17 protein-coding genes are annotated in these 21386 nt (G+C 65.4%); 6 read left to right on the top strand and 11 right to left on the bottom strand.

The features are described from left to right. Positions 1-39: 39 nt before the first annotated feature. Genes cutA through ACJ7C5_RS08445 form a run of 3 tightly spaced genes read left to right on the top strand, consistent with a single transcriptional unit; the run spans position 40 to position 3346 of the window. Entirely contained in the window at positions 40-378 is a 339-nt protein-coding gene (gene cutA / locus ACJ7C5_RS08455; protein WP_412703635.1) for a divalent-cation tolerance protein CutA, read from the top strand. After that, positions 375-2759, top strand: coding sequence for a protein-disulfide reductase DsbD domain-containing protein (locus ACJ7C5_RS08450; protein WP_412703634.1), 2385 nt, complete (start codon positions 375-377; stop codon positions 2757-2759). Before cutA ends, ACJ7C5_RS08450 begins: the two co-directional genes overlap by 4 nt. Next, positions 2756-3346 (top strand): TlpA family protein disulfide reductase, encoded by a 591-nt coding sequence (locus ACJ7C5_RS08445; protein ID WP_412703633.1) that lies wholly within the window; start codon positions 2756-2758, stop codon positions 3344-3346. Before ACJ7C5_RS08450 ends, ACJ7C5_RS08445 begins: the two co-directional genes overlap by 4 nt. Here the strand turns inward: ACJ7C5_RS08445 and ACJ7C5_RS08440 are convergent, their stop codons facing one another. The 10 genes from ACJ7C5_RS08440 to ACJ7C5_RS08395 form a co-directional block, all read right to left on the bottom strand. Next, positions 3347-3961 (bottom strand): hypothetical protein, encoded by a 615-nt coding sequence (locus ACJ7C5_RS08440; RefSeq protein ID WP_088027451.1) that lies wholly within the window; start codon positions 3959-3961, stop codon positions 3347-3349. After that, positions 3958-4497 carry a DUF6817 domain-containing protein gene (locus ACJ7C5_RS08435; RefSeq protein WP_412703632.1) on the bottom strand — a complete coding sequence of 180 codons (540 nt, stop codon included), beginning with the start codon at positions 4495-4497 and terminating at the stop codon, positions 3958-3960. The genes ACJ7C5_RS08440 and ACJ7C5_RS08435 overlap by 4 nt, the downstream gene beginning before the upstream one ends. After that, a complete protein-coding gene (locus ACJ7C5_RS08430; RefSeq protein WP_088027456.1) occupies positions 4487-5104 on the bottom strand; it encodes a 2OG-Fe(II) oxygenase in 618 nt (205 codons plus the stop codon). The genes ACJ7C5_RS08435 and ACJ7C5_RS08430 overlap by 11 nt, the downstream gene beginning before the upstream one ends. Positions 5105-5164: 60 nt before the next feature. Continuing rightward, positions 5165-7411, bottom strand: coding sequence for a peptidase domain-containing ABC transporter (locus ACJ7C5_RS08425; RefSeq protein ID WP_412703631.1), 2247 nt, complete (start codon positions 7409-7411; stop codon positions 5165-5167). Then, positions 7297-7812: a hypothetical protein gene (locus ACJ7C5_RS08420; protein ID WP_262229230.1), complete on the bottom strand. Its 516-nt coding sequence runs from the start codon at positions 7810-7812 to the stop codon at positions 7297-7299. The genes ACJ7C5_RS08425 and ACJ7C5_RS08420 overlap by 115 nt, the downstream gene beginning before the upstream one ends. Further along, on the bottom strand, positions 7809-8981 hold the full coding sequence (locus ACJ7C5_RS08415) for a radical SAM protein (protein ID WP_412703630.1): 1173 nt from the start codon (positions 8979-8981) through the stop codon (positions 7809-7811). The genes ACJ7C5_RS08420 and ACJ7C5_RS08415 overlap by 4 nt, the downstream gene beginning before the upstream one ends. Positions 8982-9077: 96 nt before the next feature. Then, on the bottom strand, positions 9078-9227 hold the full coding sequence (locus ACJ7C5_RS08410; protein ID WP_157664605.1) for a hypothetical protein: 150 nt from the start codon (positions 9225-9227) through the stop codon (positions 9078-9080). A 47-nt stretch (positions 9228-9274) separates the two neighbouring features. Further along, positions 9275-10408: a hypothetical protein gene (locus tag ACJ7C5_RS08405; RefSeq protein ID WP_412703629.1), complete on the bottom strand. Its 1134-nt coding sequence runs from the start codon at positions 10406-10408 to the stop codon at positions 9275-9277. After that, positions 10395-11261 carry a 2OG-Fe(II) oxygenase gene (locus tag ACJ7C5_RS08400; protein ID WP_412703628.1) on the bottom strand — a complete coding sequence of 289 codons (867 nt, stop codon included), beginning with the start codon at positions 11259-11261 and terminating at the stop codon, positions 10395-10397. Before ACJ7C5_RS08400 ends, ACJ7C5_RS08405 begins: the two co-directional genes overlap by 14 nt. Before the next feature lie 59 nt (positions 11262-11320). Then, positions 11321-13768 carry an ABC transporter permease gene (locus tag ACJ7C5_RS08395; RefSeq protein WP_412703627.1) on the bottom strand — a complete coding sequence of 816 codons (2448 nt, stop codon included), beginning with the start codon at positions 13766-13768 and terminating at the stop codon, positions 11321-11323. A gap of 269 nt (positions 13769-14037) precedes the next feature. Here ACJ7C5_RS08395 and ACJ7C5_RS08390 point away from each other — a divergent pair, with 269 nt between their 5' ends. From ACJ7C5_RS08390 to ACJ7C5_RS08380, 3 genes are all read left to right on the top strand, one after another. Next, entirely contained in the window at positions 14038-15288 is a 1251-nt protein-coding gene (locus ACJ7C5_RS08390; protein WP_088027470.1) for an efflux RND transporter periplasmic adaptor subunit, read from the top strand. 25 nt (positions 15289-15313) lie between these two features. Continuing rightward, positions 15314-16018: an ABC transporter ATP-binding protein gene (locus tag ACJ7C5_RS08385; protein WP_088027472.1), complete on the top strand. Its 705-nt coding sequence runs from the start codon at positions 15314-15316 to the stop codon at positions 16016-16018. A gap of 121 nt (positions 16019-16139) precedes the next feature. Beyond that, a complete protein-coding gene (locus ACJ7C5_RS08380) occupies positions 16140-18662 on the top strand; it encodes a PepSY domain-containing protein (RefSeq protein ID WP_412703626.1) in 2523 nt (840 codons plus the stop codon). A gap of 121 nt (positions 18663-18783) precedes the next feature. On the opposite strand, the gene ACJ7C5_RS08375 is transcribed toward ACJ7C5_RS08380, so the two are convergent. After that, positions 18784-21324 (bottom strand): methyl-accepting chemotaxis protein, encoded by a 2541-nt coding sequence (locus ACJ7C5_RS08375; protein ID WP_412703625.1) that lies wholly within the window; start codon positions 21322-21324, stop codon positions 18784-18786. Positions 21325-21386 lie beyond the last annotated feature (62 nt).

Below are 21386 nucleotides of genomic sequence, written 5' to 3'. Positions count from 1 at the left end.
CCGGGCCCTGACCCGGCGGCGGCCCTATACTCGACGGTCATGTCGACCGTCGATCCCGTCCTGCTGCTGCTGACCACCTGCCCGGACCGGGCCAGTGCCGAGCGCATCGCGCACGCACTGGTCGGCGAGCGCCTGGCCGCGTGCGTCACACGTCTGGAGGGCGCGCAGTCGACCTACCGCTGGCAGGGCGAGGTCACCACCGACACCGAACTGCAGCTGCTGGTGAAGACCACCGCGAGCCGCGTTGATGACGCAATCGCCCGGATCGTCGAACTGCACCCGTATGAACTCCCGGAGTGCATCGCGGTCGAAACCCGGGCCGGCCTGCCGGCGTATCTGGACTGGATCCGGGCTCAGACCCGGGAGGACACTGTTTGAAGACTCTGTTTGCGCGTGGCGCCGCCTTGTGCGCCCTGTTGTGGCTTTCACTGCCCGCCTTCGCTCTGGATGAGAAGGACCTGCTGCCGGTGGACCAGGCGTTCGCGCTGACCGCGACCGCCCCCGAACGCGGCCAGGTGCAGCTGCAGTTCAAGATCGCGCCGGGCTACTACCTGTATCGCCACCGCACCAGCGTCAAGGTCGACCCGGCCTTCAACGCCGGCGCGCTGCAGATGCCCAAGGGCGACAAGCACCACGACGACTTCTTCGGCGAGGTTGAAACCTATCGCGAGCGGCTGCAGGCCACCCTGCCCGGCGCACCGACCGATGCAGCCGGCACCATCAGCCTGGAAGTGCGTTACCAGGGCTGCGCCGACGCCGGTGTCTGCTACCCGCCGCAGAAGCGCGTGGTGCAGGTCACCCTGCCCGGCGGCGGTGCACAGGCGGCGGCCCCAGCCGCACGCCCCGGTGCGGCCAGCCCGTTCAACAACCCGCTGGCCGGTGCCGGCAACAGCGGCGGCCTGCGCCTGCCGGGTGCAGCCAGCAACAGCCAGGCGCTGCCACTGCCGTCGGAGCAGGCATTCGGCTTCGATGCCATTGCCAGCGATGGCAACACCCTGCTGCTGCGCTTCAGCCCGGCGCCGGGTTACTACCTGTATCGCGACCGCACCTCGCTGAAGCTGGAGGGCAGCACCGGCGTGCTGGCCGACAAGCCGCGTTGGCCGGCCGCACAGTCACATCGCGACGAGCACTTCGGCGATGTCTCGGTCTACTTCAACCAGGTGGAAGTGCCGCTGCCGTTGCGCCGCTCCGTCGCCGATGCGGTCGACAGCACCCTGGTGGTGACCTTCCAGGGCTGCCAGACCGATGGCATCTGCTACCCGCCGATGACCCGCCGGGTGAAGCTGTCCATTCCAGCCGGCAAGGTCAACGCCCGCGCCGACCAGGCGCCACCGCGCAATGAGGTGATCAGCCCGCTGCCTGCGACCACCGCAGCCCCCCGCGAGTCGGCCAACGGCGCTCCGCTGCGTCTGCTGCCGACCGTGCCCAACGATGGTGCAGCGGCCCCGGCAACCGTCGGCAGTGAAGGCGCAGGCAATGAATTCGCCCCCGACGCACGCAGTGACAACGCGCTGCGTACGCGCCCGCCGGCGAGTACGCCGAACCCGGACCGTTCGTTCGTCTGGGTGCTGCTGCTGGCGCTGGCCGGTGGCCTGGTGTTGAACCTGATGCCCTGCGTGCTGCCGATCCTCTCGCTGAAGGTCCTGAGCCTGGCGCAGAGTGGCGAAAGCCCGCAGCGCGCGCGCAGCCACGCGCTCTGGTACACGCTGGGCGTGCTGGTCGCCTTCGCGGTGATCGGTGCGTTGATGGTGGGCCTGCGCGCGATCGGCAACGCCGTCGGCATCGGCTTCCAGCTGCAGCACCCGGGTGTGGTGGCGGCGCTGGCCTACATCATGTTCGCGGTGGGCCTGAGCCTGTCCGGCGTGTTCACCCTGGGCGGTGGCATCGGCAACCTGGGCCAGTCGCTGGCCAGCCGCAGTGGCCCGGCCGGTGATTTCTTCACCGGTGCGCTGGCCTGCGTGGTCGGCAGTGCCTGCGTGGGCCCGTTCATGGGCGGCGCGATTGCCTACGCGTTCATTGCCCCGCCGCTGAAGGCGATGACCGTGTTCCTGTTCCTCGGCCTGGGCCTGGCGCTGCCGTTCCTGCTGATCGGCTTCGTGCCGGCGCTGGCACGCCGCCTGCCCAAGCCGGGCCCGTGGATGGAAACGCTCAAGCACGTGCTGGCCTTCCCGATGTATGCCACCGCGCTGTGGCTGCTGTGGGTGCTGGGCAAGCAGCGCGGGGTGGACGGCATGGCGCTGGTGCTGGGCGGCCTGCTGCTGCTCGCCTTCGGCCTGTGGCTGTTTGAACGTAACCGCTGGACCGGCTCGCGCGCCGTCACCCTGCTGGGTGTGCTGCTGGCGATCGGCGCACTGGTTCCGGCCTGGGGCGTGACCCAGCTGGCACCGCCAGCGCGCGCCGCGCAGGCGGCCACTGACAACGTGGTCGAATACTCGCCGCAGCTGCTGGACCGCCTGCGTGCCGACAAGCGCGTGGTGTTCGTGAACATGACCGCGGACTGGTGCGTGAGCTGCAAGGCCAACGAGCGCGCGGTGCTGTCGCGGCCGGAGTTCAAGGAACTGCTCAAGCGCACCAACGCGGTGTACATGCGCGGGGACTACACCAACGTCGATCCGCAGATCACCACGTTCCTGGAAGAGCACAAGGCCGTGGGCGTGCCGCTGTACGTGGTGTATGGCCCCGGCGCGCCGCCGACGGTGCTGCCGACCCTGCTGACCCAGGCGGTGGTCGAGGAAGCGCTGCTGCGCACCGCGCGATGAAGTGGCAACGGCCAGCGCTGCTGTGGACAGCGGTGCTGGCCGCCGGTCTTGGCCTGTGGGCCGGGCATCGATTGGCACCGGCGCCGGCTGCGCCTGAGGCCGTGCCAGCGGCGCCCGCCGTGGCGGCGGCGGTACCCGCCCTGCAGGTCGGCGACAGCCTGCCCGCGTTGTCGCTGCCTGATCTTGAAGGCCAGCCGCTGGACCTGCGCCAGCACGCCGCCGGTCGCCCGCTGTTGATCAATGTCTGGGCCAGCTGGTGCGCGCCCTGCGTGGAAGAAATGCCCGAGCTGGCCCGCTTCGCCCGCGGCCAGGGCGACAACGGTGTGCAGGTTCTTGGCCTGGCGCTGGATTCCCCGGGGGACGTGCGTGGCTTCCTGCAACGGGTGCCGGTGGGCTACCCGATCGTGATCGAGACCCCGGGACCGCGCGATGCCAGCGTGCAGCTGGGCAATACGCAGGGCCTGCTGCCCTACAGCGTGCTGTTCGATGCACAGGGGCGGCTGGTGAAGGCGAAGCTGGGACCGTTCGAGCACGGTGAGATCGAAAACTGGGTCGGCGAAGAACCGGCGCCAGCGCTCGTTGACTGATCACGGTACCTCGGTCATGCCGCCGGCATGAGGGCCCAGCCGTCCCCGGCCATCCAGCGCCAACCCCACCATCTCACCTCCAGCTTCCACGAAATGGAAGAAAAGCTGGCACCACAACCCACTTGGCAGCGGCTCACGCCAATGTGGCAGGGTCATACCACGATAGATCAGCGCGTCACCGACATCCAACGCCAACGGCACGGCGACACCTTCCGACTCCACCAGGATCGGCCACAGCTCCGCCACGTTGCGATAGCCCACCGTCATGGTCGCACTCACTTCGCAGGCGCCGCGATCGACGTGCTTGTGCAGCCGGGACTCGGTCGTGTAGATGCGGGCAAAGGAATAGGTAGGCAGCAGTTTCAGGCCAGTGGTCTGCTCAATTCGTGTCTGCACCGTCGGCAGCATCGCCTCGCCAAGCGCGTCCGCGTAGCGATCCATCGCGTTCAAGCCCGGCTTCACGGTGTAGTAGCCTGCAAGACCGGTATAGGAGAGATAGTAGCGCCAGGCAAGCGCCAGTATGTCCTTCGACATCATGCCCGGGCACACTTCGTATCCGAGCAGGGCGAAGCTCCCCTCGCTCTGCTCCCCGATCAGCGCTGCTGTAGTGTTCATGCGTTTCCTTCTCCGTTGGATCGTTCGATTCCATCAATGACATTGGCGTCGACAAGCGCACTGCGCTGCGCTTCGGGCAGTGCAAGAAGCACCTCGACAAGGCCTGGTTGTCCACGTTGTTCGATCAGGTTTGCACACTCGATGGCGATCAACTCGCGAAGCTCATCCAGCGTGACCGGGTGCTGGCTGCCGTCGAAACGGCTTGAAAGGTAGCCACTGCCAACGGCCTTGAAAAAGGCAATCGGGCGTTCACTGATGGCAAACAGATGCACGAGGCGCTCGGCACGCTCACCAATCAAGGAGACGACCACCTCGCGCTGCTCCCGCCCTTGGCATGCAATGGAGAATGCATTGGTGCCGTAGATGCTGTGGTACATGCCGGCTGCACAGACATGTGCGGCGCACCCCCAATGGGAAAGCAGCTCAGCGGTTCCGACCAGGTGGTCAAGCAGACTGCGCCCACTGTGCGGGTGGCGATCCGCGCCCAGCCGCTGCAGGCCGCACCGCAGCTGCGCATGGATTGCTTCAGTGCTCATCGACAGCCACCACACGGCTCTTGATGACCACCGAAACACGCAGTTCCGGGCACTGGCGGCTGACCGAGCGCGCCACGTGCGGCGTCGCGCCACGGAACACGATCAGCCTGCCAGGAACCGGCAACACCGCCTGCGCAGTGGCACTGTCCGACGGAAAGAAAACGGTCTCGCCCGCCCAATCGGGATCCCATGCGCCGTGGGCATAGTAGATGGTCGTGAACGCATCACTTTCCATGCTGTCGGTGTGAATGGAGCCTTCCACACCATAGGTATGGCCATTGGCGTAAACGCGCAGCGGCACGTGCCCACGCAGTACGGTGGACGACAGGTGAACCCACAATGCATGGATCGCGGATGCCTGCAGATTGGCGGCGAGCGCCTCCTCGCAACTCTCCCTTGTTTCCTCGTCGCCGCCGGCAAAATGCGCGTGCCAGAAGCCGAAGCAATCGTGGTCCTTCACCGATTTCCAGCCATAGGCCCAGATCGGACGCCTGACCAGACGCAGGATCTCCCGGCGAAGTTCCAGTGGCACACCGTTCTCGACGACCCTGACCTCGCCCAGGGCAGGTGCAACCACCGAAGTGAGATCATCCAGTAACGTCGACATCTTCCAGGCTCCTTGTCTTGTCAGCTTTGATGGTTCAAACGTGGACGGGGGAGGGCAAGCTCATGCCGGGATCCTGTGCGGATCCGACGGCTGCCATGCGTGCAGCGTGCCCTGCCGCATCTCCAGAACGCGATCTGCGATGGCGATGGTCTGCGGCCGATGGGCAATGATGATCCGGGTGATGCTCAGCGACTGGATGGCCTGGTTGATCAGCCGTTCGTTTTCCAGGTCGAGATGACTGCTGGCCTCATCCAGGATCAGGATGCGCGGCCGGCGATAGAGCGCGCGCGCCAGGATAAGGCGCTGTCGCTGGCCACCGGACAGTGATGCACCAAGGTCGATCACACGCGTGTCGTAGCGCAGCGGCATGGCCATGATCTCGCCATCTATCTGCGCCAGCTTTGCGGCCTGCTGGACCCGTTCGCGGGAGAATCCCGGCTCGAAGAAAGCGATGTTCTCGGCCACGGTGCCATTGAACAACTGATCGTCCTGCAGGACGCAGGCGATGGTGTCGCGCAACTGCTCGCGCCGCAGCTCCTGCAACGGCTTCCCGCCGAGGCAGATGGTGCCATCATCAGGCGCAAGCAACCCCACCAGCACTTTGGCAAGCGTGGACTTTCCGCTTCCCGATGCACCGGTGATGGCGATGCACTCGCCGTTGCTGATGCTGAAGCTGACGTCCTGCAGGACCGAAGGGCCATCCAGGTTGTAGCGGAAGCGCAGCGAACGTACATCAAACGCGTACTGGCCGGGCTCGACCATCGCATCGCCACCGGCCGGCTCGCAGTCCCCGGTGACGATGTCGGCCAGCCGCTCGCCATGCAGGCGTAGCGTGCGCCACTGCGCGACCAGGTCCAGCATGCGCGTTGAGCGGATCGAAAACTGATACGCGTAGGTGACGTAGGCCACCAGCATGCCCGCTGTGATGCTGCCCTGCATGGCCAGCCACGCACCGGCGCCTACGGCGGCGATCCAGTGCAGACGGAGAATCGACTGGCCCATCTCATCGACCATGCCACCCCAGCGCAGCGTTGTCGCGGTGGCCTGGGCGGCGTCCCGTGTCTTTCGGTTGTACCGGGCCAGCTGGTTGGCTTCGTATCCGTTGGCCTTGATCGAATGGACACCATGCAGGATCTCGAGCAGCTGACCCTGCTGTGCCGAGCGGGCGTGGATCGCGCGTTCTGTACCCTGCAGAAGCCGCGACAGGGTAAGCAGTCGGAATACCGCATACACCACGCAGAAGCCGAAGGTCAGCATGGCCAGCTTCGGCGAGTAGGCCAGGATGATCACCAGGCTCAGCAGCGCAGTAGCGCCATCGAGCACACCTTCGACAAACTTGTTGGTTACGACGCGCTGGATCTCCTCGATCGAAGCGAATCGCGAATGTACATCGCTGATTGATCGGCGCATGAAGAAAATGTACGGCAGTCTCAGCAGGCGACCACAGACAGCGGCGTTCCAGCCCACAGTCAGTTCTTCGCCAAGCCGCAGCAATGTCCAGGAGCGTGCCAGCGCGACACAGGTCTGCAGCACGGCAGAGACGGCGAACGCAACGACGAGCATCCACAACAGGTCGCTGTCCGATGCCGGAATGACCACGTCGGTGGCGGTCTGGATGAACAGCGGGGAGACCAGCGCCAGCAGCTCCAGGACAACGGCCAGAGCGATGACAGCGGCAATCGCCGCGCGGCGCTGCACCACGCCCTCCTTCAACAAGGTCAACGCCGAGCGGTCGCTGACGTGCACCGCCTGGCCAAAATCGAGGCCAGGCGTGGCCTCGATCACGATTCCGGTAAAGCGGCGATCGAACTCGCCGGCGCTGACGGTGATGCGCCCGGCAGCGGGATCGATGACTTCGTAGGTTCCGTCGTGGCAGCGCTCAAGCACCACAAAATGCACGACATCCCAGTGCAGGATGCAGGGCAGCTTCAACTGCGACAGATGCACCGGCTCGGCACGGAAAACGCGCGCATCCAGGCCCAATGCCTCGGCCATCTTCACCGTCTGGCTGACGCTGGTGCCGCGGGATGAAGGCGTGAACCGCGAGCGCATCTTCTCCAGTGTCCACGCGCTGCCGTGATGCTGCATCAGCATGGCGAGGCATGCATGGGCACATTCGAGCATTTCTGCCTGCAGAACGACAGGGACACGCCGCCCGAACCGCTGCAATGCCATCCTGCGCAACGACTCGATCACGACCGCTCCTCGTACCGTCGCCACACTGGCAGCATCCAACCCAGAAGGGAATGCCGCCGCTCCAGGCTGACCTCGGTCGCGGCGCCTGCCGCAGGTGGCTCTGTTGGCCACAGAACCTGCAGGCGACTGCCGCCACCGTCAGCCCCTGGCGCGACCGCAAGTATCTGCAGCGGCTGAGGCGCCTGGCCCGGCACCCGCAACAACACCCTCTCCGGCGCCTCAGCTGCACCGGTTTCGATCCACCGCACGCGGGCGCAGCGCGGCACGTTCACGCAGGCACCGCCAGGCCCTTCGACCCGCACCTGGTGGTCGCGTACCTGGACATGGGCGATGTTTGCCAGAGCCAATCCCAGCGCCAATGCACCGAGTATTCCAAGCAGACCGAGGGCGATACCACCACGTCGGTCCGTGCTTGCCGCCCGGAGCCATTCCGCCGCGCCGGGATTGTCGAACACCTGCTTGCGCAGCAGCGTGGAGGCGCCGGTGCCAGAGGATCCTTCTGCGTCCGTCATGCGGCACTCGTGGTCATGGCCGGGAGTTCGTTGCGTTCCGACAGGATGCGGCTACCGGCACCCAACCTGGCCTCCACGTGCGAATAGAAGCGGTACAACGCTTCGCAGTACACCGAGCGATTGTCGAAGCTCCGATCCCGACTGTATCGATGTGCCGGCTCTCCACCTGCACAGGACTCAGCGAATCGACAGTCCTGGCACGCCTTGGGTACATGGGAAAGTTCGTGGAGCAACTGTTGCAGGTGGGGTTGATGCAGGTAATCGGTGAACGCCGATGTCCTCACGTTCAACTCGGTCTGGCTCCAGAACCAGTCCGAAGCGATCATGAAATCATCCTGGATGCGGATCCGCCCGTCGCTCAAGAGCGCAAACCCCATGGTCACCCGGTCCCGGGTGCCCCTCCGGTCGTAATGGCTGGCCAACAGGCCGCGCACAGCAGTATCGAACAAGGTCACCCTGACGCGGTTGCGATCATGCAGCAGCCAATGGTCGAATACTTCACAGAGTTCCTGACTGAGTTTCTCCAGTTCCGGTTTTGCCAGCGGCGAATCGGCCGTGTTGTCAACGAACAGGAACTTGATCTGGCGAATTCCGAGGTCCTCCACCAGATGCCTGTAGTGCGCGAGGCCTTCAAAGCCTTCGCCCATTACCGCCAGCGCGGTCAGGCGGATCGGACGTGCCGGGTCAAGCGATTGCAGTTTGTGCAGGTTTGCGCAGACGCGGTCGTAGGACCCACGGTCCTGGTGGTCGATGCGATAGCGATCATGCAGCGCGCGATCACCATCGATGCTTATCCCCACCCCCATACCCTGCTCGGAAATCAACTGCAGCCAATCCTCGGAGAGATGCACGCCGTTGGTCTGCAGGGTGAAATCCACATCCACATGGGGCTGCAACCGCTCACGGGCTGCGGTACAGAACGACCTGACCTTGGCAGCCTTGGCCAGCGTGGGTTCGCCACCGTGGAACCCGAATACGACGCGACGTACCGGCGCCTGCAGCAGCGCCTGCTGGACGTAACCTATCAGGTCATCGAGGCAGGCGTCCGGCATCAGGGTTGGACGCTGGTAGACCTCGGCGTTCTCGGGTGTGTAGTAGTAGCAGTAGGAGCACTTCAGGTTGCAGCGCTCCACTAGTTTGATGATCACGTACAGGGCGTTGATGCGCATGGCGACCTGCTCCGGCAACAGAGGTGGCACGGTATGGAGGGTGGCAGCGCGAGCACTGCCACCCTCCTTCGAATCAGCCGATCCGAATTACTTCACTTACGCCTGCAAGGCGGGCTCGATCGGGCCGACCTTCACCCAGCCGCCGTCACCACCGAAGATGTCCCGAGCCTCGATCTCGTCGAGTTCACGCAGCACCAGCTCCGACGCGGCCTTGGCCAGGTCCTTCACTTCGGTTTCGTTGCTCATCTACAGCCTCCTTGTGATGTTGCCCAAGCCGGCAACAGGCATCTGCGTCATGCAGATCTGGTATGGCGCAACCACGTGCGCCCATCGTCGTGCTGCCGGTGCCCGGACAGGCAGGCACCGCGCAATCGAGTCCACAGCTGCCGGCCGAGCGCGGTCAATGTGCGATCCCGCTCAAGTGCCGGCGTGCAGTCAAGGTCGAACATCAAGCGGCGGCGCGCGATTCGCCGTGCAAGCTCCGCGTTCGAAGGATCCAGAACGCTCACATCATTCAACAGCTGGAGTACGTTCACGTGCTCGTGCGCGGCAAAGAGTGCGCGCCGGCTGCTGGTGTACCAGCGGCGGTGCGCCAGGTAATGAAGCTGCTCATTGCCGGGTTCGGTCAAGCGTCCCAGCAACGCAAGCTGGAACATTCTCTGCTGGCAGGCGCCGACCACAAGCAGCTCGACATAGTCGAGTACGTCGCGCCCCTCGCGTACGGCCAGCAGCCCGGGATGCGCCGGACTGCTCAGTACGCACTCGGCCGGGCCCTGCGTCATCAGCAGCCCATCCACCACCGAGGCCACCCATCCGGCATAGAGCGGCGAGGACGCCGCCAGCAACGCCACTGCTTGCTGCAATGCCTCGCTTGACGCGGATACAGGCGATGAAAGGATCGGAGCGGGCTGCAACGGATCGGGAAACACCGCTGCCGGCGATGGACCGTGCTCGACAAGGTAGCGCGGACCGATCGACGACGCACCGTCGAGTTCCGACGACGACAGGCGATGCCGCACCGCCACCGGAGTGACGCCGCCAATGGCTCTCATCCGGGTAGGCTGCTGATGGCCGGTCACCTGCATCGCCTGCCCATCAACGTAAAGCACGCCTCCCTCTACCAGTGCCGTATCCAGTGAAGGCAGGTCGTCCCCGCTTATCAATAGCAGCTGCAGGGCAGCCAGCAGCGGGGTCTGCTGGAGCATGCTGGCCGCCAACCCCACTGCGGGACGCCAACAGGCGGATGCGCGGGGATCAAGCATTGCCACGAGGTGGCGGAGGTCACGATGCGCCGCTTCGTCCAGCTGTTCCAGGACGCGCTTGCGGACACGCTCGAAGTACAGACGCGCGACCTGTGCGGAATCACCCGCACCGAGGCCCGCGGCCGTGGGCATTGCGAAAGCGCGTGCGATGTCATTGACCATCATGCGCCGCCGGGTTCTGCAGCGGGAGGATTGCAACGTCGCGCAGGAAAAACGTGGCGATCCACTTTTCGCCCTCCATCAACGGCACGCCAGCGTGAAGAGTCCGCTCCGACGGCGTGGCGTCCGGATAGGCGAAGTAGAGTGCGTTCCCCTGCTGCGGATAGATCTCCAGTTCGATGTCGGGGAAGCTGGTGGCGCCACCGCCGGCGGGCGTATTGAGATACATGATGATCGTCGCCACCCGCTGACCACTGCGCTGAGCTTTACTGCCTTCGGCGAAGTAGTCGTAATGCGGGGAGAAGTCCGCACCCACGCCATAACGAACCACCTGCAGGTGTTCCATGCGGGCTGCCGGCCAGTGCGTCAACTGGCAGACCCTGTCCTGGAGCGTATCGACCAGCGTGTCGGCGCCGGGGGGAATCCAGACCTGCTCACTCGTGCGCGCGTAGGAAACGACGCGGGCGCTGTTGCCCGATGCTTCACCCGCATTGACCAGCGAGCGACGAAGCCCGGGCCGCGCCAGGGCGATGATCGCTTCGCATTCGTTTGCGTCCAGGAAATTGGAGAACACGCACAGCTCGGGCCGTCGCAGCCGTGCCTGAATGCGTATCCGATGCCCCTGCAGGTTCAGTTCTGTAGGAAGCGTGTCGAGATCCAGCCAGGGCCGTTCCCGGGCCGATCCTGCGTGGTGCCGCACCGGTAGTGCATCCGACTCCACCTCAGCCTGCTCCAATGCCTGGGTGACACATTGCGGGTGCCAACCCATGTTATGGAATGTTGCCACAACAGCTTCACGCGACATGCCCGATTCGAGCCAGGTGCGGATGACTGATCGAGCAAGCTGTGACGTCTCCATACCGCTGCGTCTCCTTGTTTGTTCACCAGCCTGCTGCTGGAAACAGATGAATCGCGGGACTACTCCGACCGTAGTGCGGACATCGGCTTGACCAGTGACGCCTTGTAGGCCGGCCACGCATTGGCCACCAGACCCACCACCAGCAGCATCAGGGCCACCCCGACCAATGACGTGGGATCCGTGGAGGAAACCTTGTGCAGTTGCGACTTCAGAAGCGCCCCGAGTAACAAGGCCGGCGGCAGCGCCAGCAGGAAGGCATGGCCCAGCATGCGCAGGCCTTGGCGCAGCACCCCGATCAGAATGTCCTGCTGACTCGCACCCAATGCCTGGCGGACGCCAAACTCGCGCTGCCGCATCGTCACCGAATGAGCCAACAATGCGTACAACCCCACCGCTGTCAGCAACAGCGTGATCCCACTGAGAATGCGCAGCAGGGCGTTGAGTCGCAGCTGATCGACGATGGTTTCCTCGATCCGCTGCTGCATGGTCATGACCTGCGTCAGCCGCAGAGGGAGCCCTGATTGCTTGAGTTGGCGCTGCAGCGTCACCGCAAGCTGCTGCGGATTCTGGCCGCGGATCACCACCTCCGCCGAATCCTGCGATGACCCCGGCAGCAGCAGCGGAACGGCGGCAGGCAGATAGATGGAAGGATACTCATCCGGCTGTTGCAGGCTGCGCTGACGGGCCCGCGCCACAACACCCACAATCACGCGGTCGGTCGGCCCGCCCTCTTCACCGGCCACCCGCAGGCTGCGGCCTTGTGGGTCACTGCCCGGGAAGTAGCGTTGGGCCAGAGCATCGTCGATCAATGCCACAGGAGCGTGCTGTTGAACCTCGGCACTGCTGAAACTGCGGCCGCGCAGGATACGCAGCCCCAATGCAGCAGGGAGATCCGCACTTACATGGGCAAGATACGCCTTGGGAAGCCCGCCCCGCCCTTCCGGCGTGGCCCCGGCTACGGCGAAATTCTCCAGGGTTACATTGCGGCTGAATGGCGCCGACGAGCTCAATGCAACGTGACGCACGCCGGGCAGCGACTGCACGCGCTGCACCCAGTCCTGCACGTTCGCCTTCAGCGTGGATGCGTCCGCGTCAGGATCGACATTGGAAGACTGCAGCGTCGCGATCACTTGGCCATCGCGACGGAAGCCGACGTCTTCGGCCAGCAGTTGACCGGAGCTTCGAACCAGCAGGGTCGTTCCGAACAGGAGTACGAAGGTCAACGCGATCTGGGCCGTCACCAGCACGTGGCGTATGCGATTCACCGACGCGCTCGCGGTCTGCCCGTTGCCTGTCTGCCGCAGTACTTCATAGACGCTCTGCCCACGTATGACACTGGCAGTCGATGCCAGGACGATCATCGCAGCCGTTCCCATGGCCAGCAGCGCCAGAGCGGTGGCCGCATCCAGGCCGATCGACTGCGGCATGCCTTTGGGCATTACGTCGAAGTGCTGCAGCACGGTAAGCCCCAGTGGCATCAGCACCACCGCCAACGCGGACGCAGCCACTACCAGCAGCAGGCATTCCAGTGCGATCTGGCGCCTGCGCTGCGCGCGTGTCGCACCTACCGCTTCCAAGACCGCAAACTCCTGCCGCCTGCGCAACAGTCGCAGAACGAAAAGGTTGTAGACATTGGCAAGCGTGACGGCGAACACCAGCAATCCTGCGCCCATCATTGAAATCAATGTCGTGCTGCGATCTTCCAGCCAGATGCTGCGCAGAGGCTCTACGCCGATCTTCAAGCCGATCTGCTCGCTGATCGCTGCCAGCGTCGGCTGCGCGCCCACCAGTGCCTTGATTCCGGTGCGGGCTGCGTTCGAGTCGGTCGTACGGGTCAGTCGGGCCATCGCCGCAAGGTTGCCGAAGGACCCCGCGTTGGACATGGCGGTCTGTTCCTCGGTGAAGCCCAGCGGCAACCAGATGCGGACGTCACGCTGCGGGAATGAGAACGAGGGCGGCAGCACCCCTACGATGCGGTAGCCAACACCACCCAGCCACAGTTTCTGGTTGAGGGTAGCAGGGTTGCCACCGAACTCGGATTTCCACAACGCCGCGCTGACCAGCGCAACCGGTTCGGCTCCGGGTCGCGCGTCATCATCCGAAAACAGACGCCCCGCTTCCGCGCGCGCGCCCAGCATCGGGAACAGCTGGGGCTCCGCAAGGACTGCCTGGACAGTGCCAACGACGTTGCCGGCGCTATCCGCGCGGCCCAGTTCGCGTGACTGATACCCCGCCACTGCGGAGAATTGCTCGCTGCCGCGCTGGATCGTATCCAGATAGGGAATCGACCAGTCGAGATCCATGCCCATCTTGGTGGCATGCATGGTCAGCCGCACCAGCTTGTCCTGCCCGGGATACGGCAACGGCTTCCACATCATGCTGTAGGCCACCGCGAACACGCAGGCATTGATGGCCATCACAAGTGCAAGCAGGCCCACGATTGTCAGGGCGGATCCCCGGCTGCGGTTGAGCCGCCGGAGTACAACCCGGAGATCGTCAGGAATCACTATGCGCGACCATTGCCAGGCAGCGTGGTTGGCGAAGCTGGCGCGAAAGACACGGTTGCATCAACACGGCGGTGCATCCATTCACATTCAATCCCATCCCTGGTTCGCTGTGTTCGGCACGAAACATGTTCCGGCGCCGCTTCACAATTGATCTCGGTATGAACTGCATGTTCGCGCCTTGCATCAAGGCGTGGCCAATACTTGACACGATGTAGTCACTCTGTCAACACTGAATTCCTCACATCAAACGCGACGTTGCCCAAGCGTATATGGATATCGCACGGCCCGAACTGAAGCAGCGGAAGCGCAAACGCAGGCTGATCATTTCCGTGGTCTCCGGCGTGATTCTGGTCGGTATCGTTGCCGGCGCGGTTGCACTCAATGCGGCATCTCCTTCCGTGCGCCGCTCCGACCTCGTCTTTGACAGCGTGCGCCAGGGCGAGTTTGTACGCACGGTGCGTGGCCCCGGAAAACTGGTGTCAAGCCAGATGCGTTGGGTGATCGCCAGTACCGATGCCAGCGTCGAGCGGCTGCTGGTCAAGCCCGGCGCAACGGTCAAGGCCGATACGGAAATCATCGAGATGAGCAACCCTGAAGTCGTTGATCGGCTTCTTGCTGCAAATGCAGAGCATGCTGCAGCGCAAGGCGATCACAGCGCGCTGCAGGCACGCCTGCAGGCCGACGCGCTTCAGCTGAAGGCGGAGCTGGCCAGCACGATGGGGGAGCGCGATTCGCTGCAGGTGGAGGAGCAGGCGGCACGACGCGCGCTGGACAAGGGCGTGCTTGCCGAGGTCGACTACAAGAAGATCGCCATCAAGCTCAAGCAATTCGAGCAGAATGTCGCCATCGCCCAGCAGCGGGTGCGGCAGTCGGAAGCGAACCTGGCGGCACAGCTGTCCGCCAGTCGTATGCGTCTGGACCAGCTTGCCAGCACTCGGGCATTGCGTCAGTCCGAGGCGGATGCGCTGCGGGTGAAGGCGGGCATGGACGGCGTGGTGCAGCAGATCAGCGTCGAAGAAGGCCAGCGGGTTACGGCGGGGGCAAATGTGGCCCGCGTGGCGAAGCCGGGGGAGCTTATCGCCGAGTTGCGCATCCCCGAATCACAGGCGTCCGACCTTGCCGCCGGGCAACCAGCGGTGCTGGAAATCGGCCGCGCGCATGTCAAGGGCAGCGTGCGACGGGTCAATCCCGCCGTCGAGAAAGGTGCGATCCTGGCCGAGATCGACCTCAGCGAAGCGCTGCCGCCCGGGTCGCGCGCGGAGCAGTCGGTGGACGGCTCGATTGTCACCGAACGACTCGCCGATGCCCTGTTCGTCAAGCGGCCGGTAAGTGTCCACGCCAGCAGCACGAGTCCTGTGTTCCGCATGACCAGCGAGGGCACGGCCGCACGGGTGGAAGCACGCTTCGGCAAGGATTCAGTGGACGAGATCCAGGTGCTGGGCGGTCTTGAGAAGGGCGATCGGCTGATTCTGTCGGATATGAGTGATTTTTCCGAGGTCGACAAGGTCTCGATCAACTGACAACCGTCATTGCATTGGAGACGGCATGCAAGCGCCAACACCGCTGCTCCAGTTGCGGAGCATCTGCAAGGTATTCCTGACCGAGGAAGTGGAGACCAACGCGCTCAGTGATGTCGACTTCCATGTCGACCGTGGTGAGTTCGTCAGCATCACAGGGCCTTCCGGCTGCGGAAAATCGACGTTGATGTCGATCCTCGGAACTCTGGATGTGCCGACGTCCGGCGAGTACCTGCTTGATGGAGTGGCCGTGTCGACACTGGATGACATCACCCGCGCGCACCTGCGCAGCCGCCAGATCGGCTTTGTGTTCCAAGCTTTCAACCTGATTGGCGACCTGAGCATCGTCGAGAACGTCGAAGTACCACTGACCTATCGACGTGATATTCCTCGTTCGGAGCGTCGCGGTCTTGCCCTTGCCGCTCTGGCGCGGGTGAGCATGGAGCATCGCAGCACGCATTTTCCCGCGCAGCTGTCAGGGGGCCAGCAACAGCGCGTGGCGATCGCACGCGCGCTTGTTGGCAACCCCGCCCTGCTGCTCGCCGATGAGCCCACCGGCAATCTGGATTCCCACAATGGTGAATCGGTCATGCGGTTGCTGGAGGAGCTTCATGCCGGCGGCGCGACGATCTGCATGGTGACCCACGATCCCAGGTACTCCGCCCGCGCAGACCGTGAAGTGTTCATGCTGGATGGCCGGATCAGCGAGCGGCACCTGGCCACGCCTACCTGAGCTGCGCCCTGCTCTGCCACGAACTTGACGCCACGCAACGGCCCACGGAGAATTCCGCGACTAATTCTCATTTGCTGTTGCGCAGGATGCGGGCGGCAGCCTCCCGGGCCCCTCTCCTTCGATGTTCAAGAACGTCCTGTTCCAACTGCACTGGCTGCTGGGCATCACCGCCGGTGCCGTACTGGCCGTGATGGGCCTCAGCGGCGCCGTGCTGTCCTTCGAGGATGAACTGCTGCGGGCGGCCAACCCCGGCTTCGCCGAGATCGCCGAACACCATGCCGATGGCCAGCTTCCACTTGCGCTGAGCGAGCTGGCGCCGCTGCTGCAGGCCGGCAGTGAACGCCCGCTGCAGCGCATGCGCGTGGATGCCACCGGGCAACGGCCCTCGGTGGCGCGCTTTGCCGGCGGCAAGGAACACTGGGTGTACTTCGACCCTTACAGCGGCGAGCGCTTCAGTGCCCTGCGTGGGCAGGCATTCTTCGACTTCGTCGAGGACCTGCATCGCCACCTCGCCGCCGGCGAGCGTGGCAAGTGGATCACCGGCAGCTGTGCGATCGCGCTGCTGTTCTTCACCCTGTCCGGTCTTTACCTGCGCTGGCCGCGACGCTGGTGGCACTGGCGCAGCTGGCTGGCGGTGGAATGGAAACGCAGCGGCCGAGGCTTCCTGTGGAGCCTGCACTCGGTGGTCGGCACCTGGGTGCTGCTGATCTACCTGATGAGTGCGCTGACCGGCCTGTGGTGGTCGTTCGACTGGTATCGGAGTGCCGCCAACACCCTGCTTGGCGTCGCACCGGCCGCCAAGCACAAGGTCGTCGCCGACGCCGCCCTGAACCTGGAGCGCATCGAAGCCACGCTGTATGCACTGCCCGGCGTGCGCACCGGCTACATCGACCTGCGCCTGCCGGAAAAGCCCGGGCAGGCGCTGAATGTACGCGTGATGGCCGGTGATCCGTCGCAGCGCGGCGGCCACCACGATCGTGCGCATGACCTGCTGCAGCTCGATCCGGCCAGCGGTGCGATCCTCGATGCCCGTCCGTATGCACGCCAGGGCGCCGGCGGACAGCTGGCCACCAGCGTGTTCGCGCTGCATTCGGGCAGTTACTTCGGCGTGCCCGGGCGTGTGGTGATGATGCTCAGCAGTTTGGGCATGAGCCTGTTCTTCATCACCGGCTGGATGCTGTACCTGGACCGCCGCCGCAGCCAGCGCGCCGCGCGTGGCCTGCGCCAGTCGCTGCCTGCAACGCCTGCCGATGGCGGTGGCACGCCGTGGCTGGTGGTGCATGCCAGCCAGAGCGGGCTGGGCGAACAACTCGCGTGGCGCGCAGCCGCGCAGCTGCAGGCGTCCGGTCATGCGGTGCAGGTGCTGCCGCTGGCCCGCGTCGATGCCGCGCACCTGCTGCGTGCATCGAACGCGCTGTTCGTGCTGAGCACCTTCGGCGACGGCGAGCCGCCCGACGCCGCCCGGCGCGCAGCGCGGCAGTTGCTGGCACAAGCGCTGGACCTGTCCGGCCTGCAGTTTGGACTGCTGGCGCTGGGTGACCGACAGTACCCGCACTACTGCGGCTTCGGTCGCCAGGTTGACGGTTGGCTGCTCGGCAACGGCGCGCGTCCGCTGTTCGAGCGCATCGATGTCGATGCCGCTTCGGTGCCGGCGTTGCGTCAGTGGCAGCAGCAGCTGGGCGCGCTGACCGGCATCACCACCGATGACAGCGTGCTTCCGGCCGCCACGCAGATGCATGACTGGCGGCTGCTCGGCCGCGACCGGCTCAACCCGGGCAGCATCGGCGGCGCCATCTGGCGCATCCGTCTTGCGCCACCGGCCAACGTGCAGTGGCAGGCGGGCGACATCCTGCATATTGCGCCCCGGCACAACGCGCGGCACGCCAGCGCGGTGCTGAAGGTACAGGGGCTGGATCCGCTGCAGCCGCTGCTGGTGGACGGCACACCACGTACGCTGCTGGCGCTGGCCAGTGAGCGTGAGCTGCCCGACGCCGATACCGCGCTGACGGTGCAGGACGCCTGCCTGTGGCTGGCCGGGCTGCCGCTGCTGCCGGGGCGCGAGTATTCGATCGCTTCCACTGCCGACGATGGCGTGGTGGAGCTGGTGGTGCGCCTGGTGCATGACCTGTCGGGTCGTGCCGGGCTTGGGTCGGGCTGGCTGTCGCTGCATGCGCCGGTCGGTGCCAGCATCGTCGCCCGCGTGCACCGCAACCCCGGTTTCCATCGCGTCAGTGGCACGCCGATGGTGCTGATCGGCAATGGCACTGGTATCGCGGGCCTGCGCAGCCTGTTGCGCGAAGCCGCGCATGCAGGTGAGCACGGGCACTGGCTGCTGTTCGGCGAACGCCAGCGTGCGCACGACTTCCTGTTCGCCGATGAGATCGAAGCGTGGCAGGCCGATGGCCATCTCGCGCGGGTGGACCTGGCGTTCTCGCGCGATGGCGAAGGTAGTTACGTGCAGGATCGCCTGCAGGCGGCCTCCGATACGCTGCACGAGTGGCTGCAGCGTGGCGCCGTGATTCATGTCTGCGGCTCGCTGCAGGGCATGGCCGAAGGCGTGGACCAGGTGCTGCGCGCTGCGCTGGGCGATGAGGTTGTGGAAACGCTGCTGGAAAACGGTCGCTACCGCCGCGACGTGTATTGATTCCTGCCGCCGAACGCTGGCGTGAGCCGAGCATGGGCTCGGCTCCACAGTGTTCCTGCAGCCGATGTAGAGCCGAGCCTACGCTCGGCTGATTCCCCGCCAGCCGACAAGGAACCGCAAGCTAGGCTGCCGCAGCACGCGCCCGTGGCATCGACTGCAGACGGAACGCACCCACCGCTTCGGCCAGGGCGTGCACCTGGGCCTGCATCTGTGCCGTCGAGGCACCGGCCTCTTCCACCAGACTGGCGTTGCGCTGGGTACTGGCCTCCATCTGCACGATGGTCTGGTTCACCTGTGCGATGCCGGCATGCTGGTCCTGCGACGCACTGCGGATGCCGGCCAGAAGATCCGCCAGCTGCTGGACGCTGCCGACAATCTCGCCCATCGTGGTACCGGCCTGTTCGGCCTGCTGATTGCCCTGGCCCACACGCGCCACCGAATCCTCGATCAACCCCTTGATCTGCTTGGCCGCATCGGCGCTGCGCTGCGCCAGCAGGCGCACTTCCGCAGCCACCACGGCGAAGCTGCGACCCTGCTCACCGGCGCGCGCCGCTTCCACCGCCGCGTTGAGCGCGAGGATGTTGGTCTGGAAAGCGATGCCATCAATCAGCTGGGTGATGTCACCGATCCGCCGTGAGGCTTCGCTGATGCCGTGCATGGTTGCCACCACTTGGCCGACCGCCGCGCCTCCACGCTGGGCCACCGCTGCCGCGCCCTTGACCAGCACGTCGGCACGGCCCGCAGCATCGGCATTGCGGCCGACGGTGTCGGTCAGCTCATGCATCGACGCTGCGGTCTCCTCCAGGTTGGCCGCCTGCTGCTCGGTGCGCTGTGACAAGTCATGATGACCGGCGACGATCTCGCCAACGCCAGTATCGAGGCTGGACGCCGCCTGCTGGATGCGGGTGACGATGCGGCCCAGTTGCGCGACGGTGGCGTTGGCATCATCGCGCATGCGTGCGAACACGCCCTGCAGCTCGCCTTCCATGCGCACGCTGAGGTCGCCGCGGGCCAGCGCAGCCAGAAGCGCCTGCAGATCGCCGAGGTTGGTCTCGAAGGTGGCCAGCAAGCGGTTGATGCTGGTCGACAGTGTGCGCACGAAGCCCTGCTTGCCCTCCAGCGCGATGCGCCCGTGCAGGTCACCGTGCGCGGCGGCGTCGACCAGGGCCGCCATTTCGGTTTCCAACAGGGTTTCCAGCGCGCGGCTGCGCCATTCCACCGCCACGCCGAGGAAATGCCCCTCGTCGACGATGGGATTGGCGATCAGCTGATAGCGCACGCCGCCATGGCCGATCTCGCGTTCTTCGCGTTGTCGCACGCAAGCCAGGCTGGCCAGCACCGGATGCAGGCGTACCGCATCGCTGCCCACCAGCTCGTCGCCCTGGCATTCCAGTTGCTGCAGCAGCGCCGGGTTGGCATAGGCCACCTGGCCTTCGGCGTCGACCACCATCAGGCCGGTCTGCGCACTGTCCAATGCCTGGCGCACCCGGGTGTTGCCGCGCGCCACGGCACGCTCGGTCTCGATGCGCGCGCGCAGGCGCTGCTGCATGTCGACCAGACGCTGGGCAAGCTGACCGATCTCATCGTTGGCGTTGTACACACGCAATGTGGTGTCCAAGCGGTCGTCGGCGATATCGCTGGCGAAACGCAGGGTGTCCTGGATCGGCTGGCGCACCGCACGCAGCACCAGCACCAGGCTGGTGATCAGCACGCCAGCGACCAGCAGCAGAGTCAGCGCGAACAGCACGCTCATCGTGCGCGCACCGGCCTGCTGGCGCGCCTGCGCCTTGGCCAGCGCCGCAACCTGCGCCCGCTGGAAGGCAGCCAGCGCCGGCGCAACGCCAGCAGCGGTATCCAGCAGCGACTGCGCCTCCACGTCCAGACCGACGCGGGCGGCGGTGTAACCCAGCAGGGCGCCCTGATAGCCCTCCATCCCACCGCGCAGGGCATCCTGCATATCGGCAGGCAGGCCGGCCAGCGCGAGATCGAACGGCAGCTTCTCCTCGCTGGCTCGGTCGGCGTGGGTGGAATCACCGTCGAGCAGCAGCAGGGCCTCCTGCCTTCGCATCTTCTGCAGGGACAGCGCCAGCGCGGGCCGCTGCTGCGCATCCACCTGCGCCTGAAGGGTGTCGGCGGCCTGCTGCAGCTGCGCGGCGAGGCCGGCCTCACCGCGGCCCATCTCGTCGACCCGTTCGAACAGGGCGGCCACGCCCTGCGAGAACGCGTCGGCCGCTTCGGTCAGCGCCTGCAGCGCCTTGCGCCGGCCGGCGTCCATGGGCATCGCGCGAAGCGCCTGCAGGTCGGCCTGCAAGGCCTTCTGTGTAGCCTGCAGCTGGCTGCGGTCAGCATCATCGAAACTGCGTGCATACTGGGTCTGCAGGCGGCGCGCTTCGGCCACCCGCGTGGACAGGCTGGCAGCCAGATCGCTGCCGCGCTGGTAGCTGGCCTGGCTGCGCGCAGCCAGTGCGTTGGCATGGCCAGTCCAGGCGTAGACAGCGGCGATCGCGACCAGGCCCAGGCCACAGACCCACAGGGTCGCCTTGAGCTTGTTGGCCACGCTGAGCCGATGCGGCTGCAGCCAACGCAGCAGGCCGGGGGACGCCGAGTGCAACGCAGCAAGGCGCGTGCGCAGGGACCGGAGGTGGGGGACAACGGCCGACATGACAGACTCCAGGCGGAAGGACGCACCTGTATCGGCTGGATTCAGGACAACTTTAGGATTTT

This window comes from Nocardiopsis yanglingensis (genome assembly GCF_045809185.1).
GTDB lineage: Bacteria > Pseudomonadota > Gammaproteobacteria > Xanthomonadales > Xanthomonadaceae > Stenotrophomonas > Stenotrophomonas yanglingensis.
The sequence above is the reverse complement of the archived record's forward strand: the minus strand, read 5'-3'. Positions and strand labels throughout refer to the sequence as shown.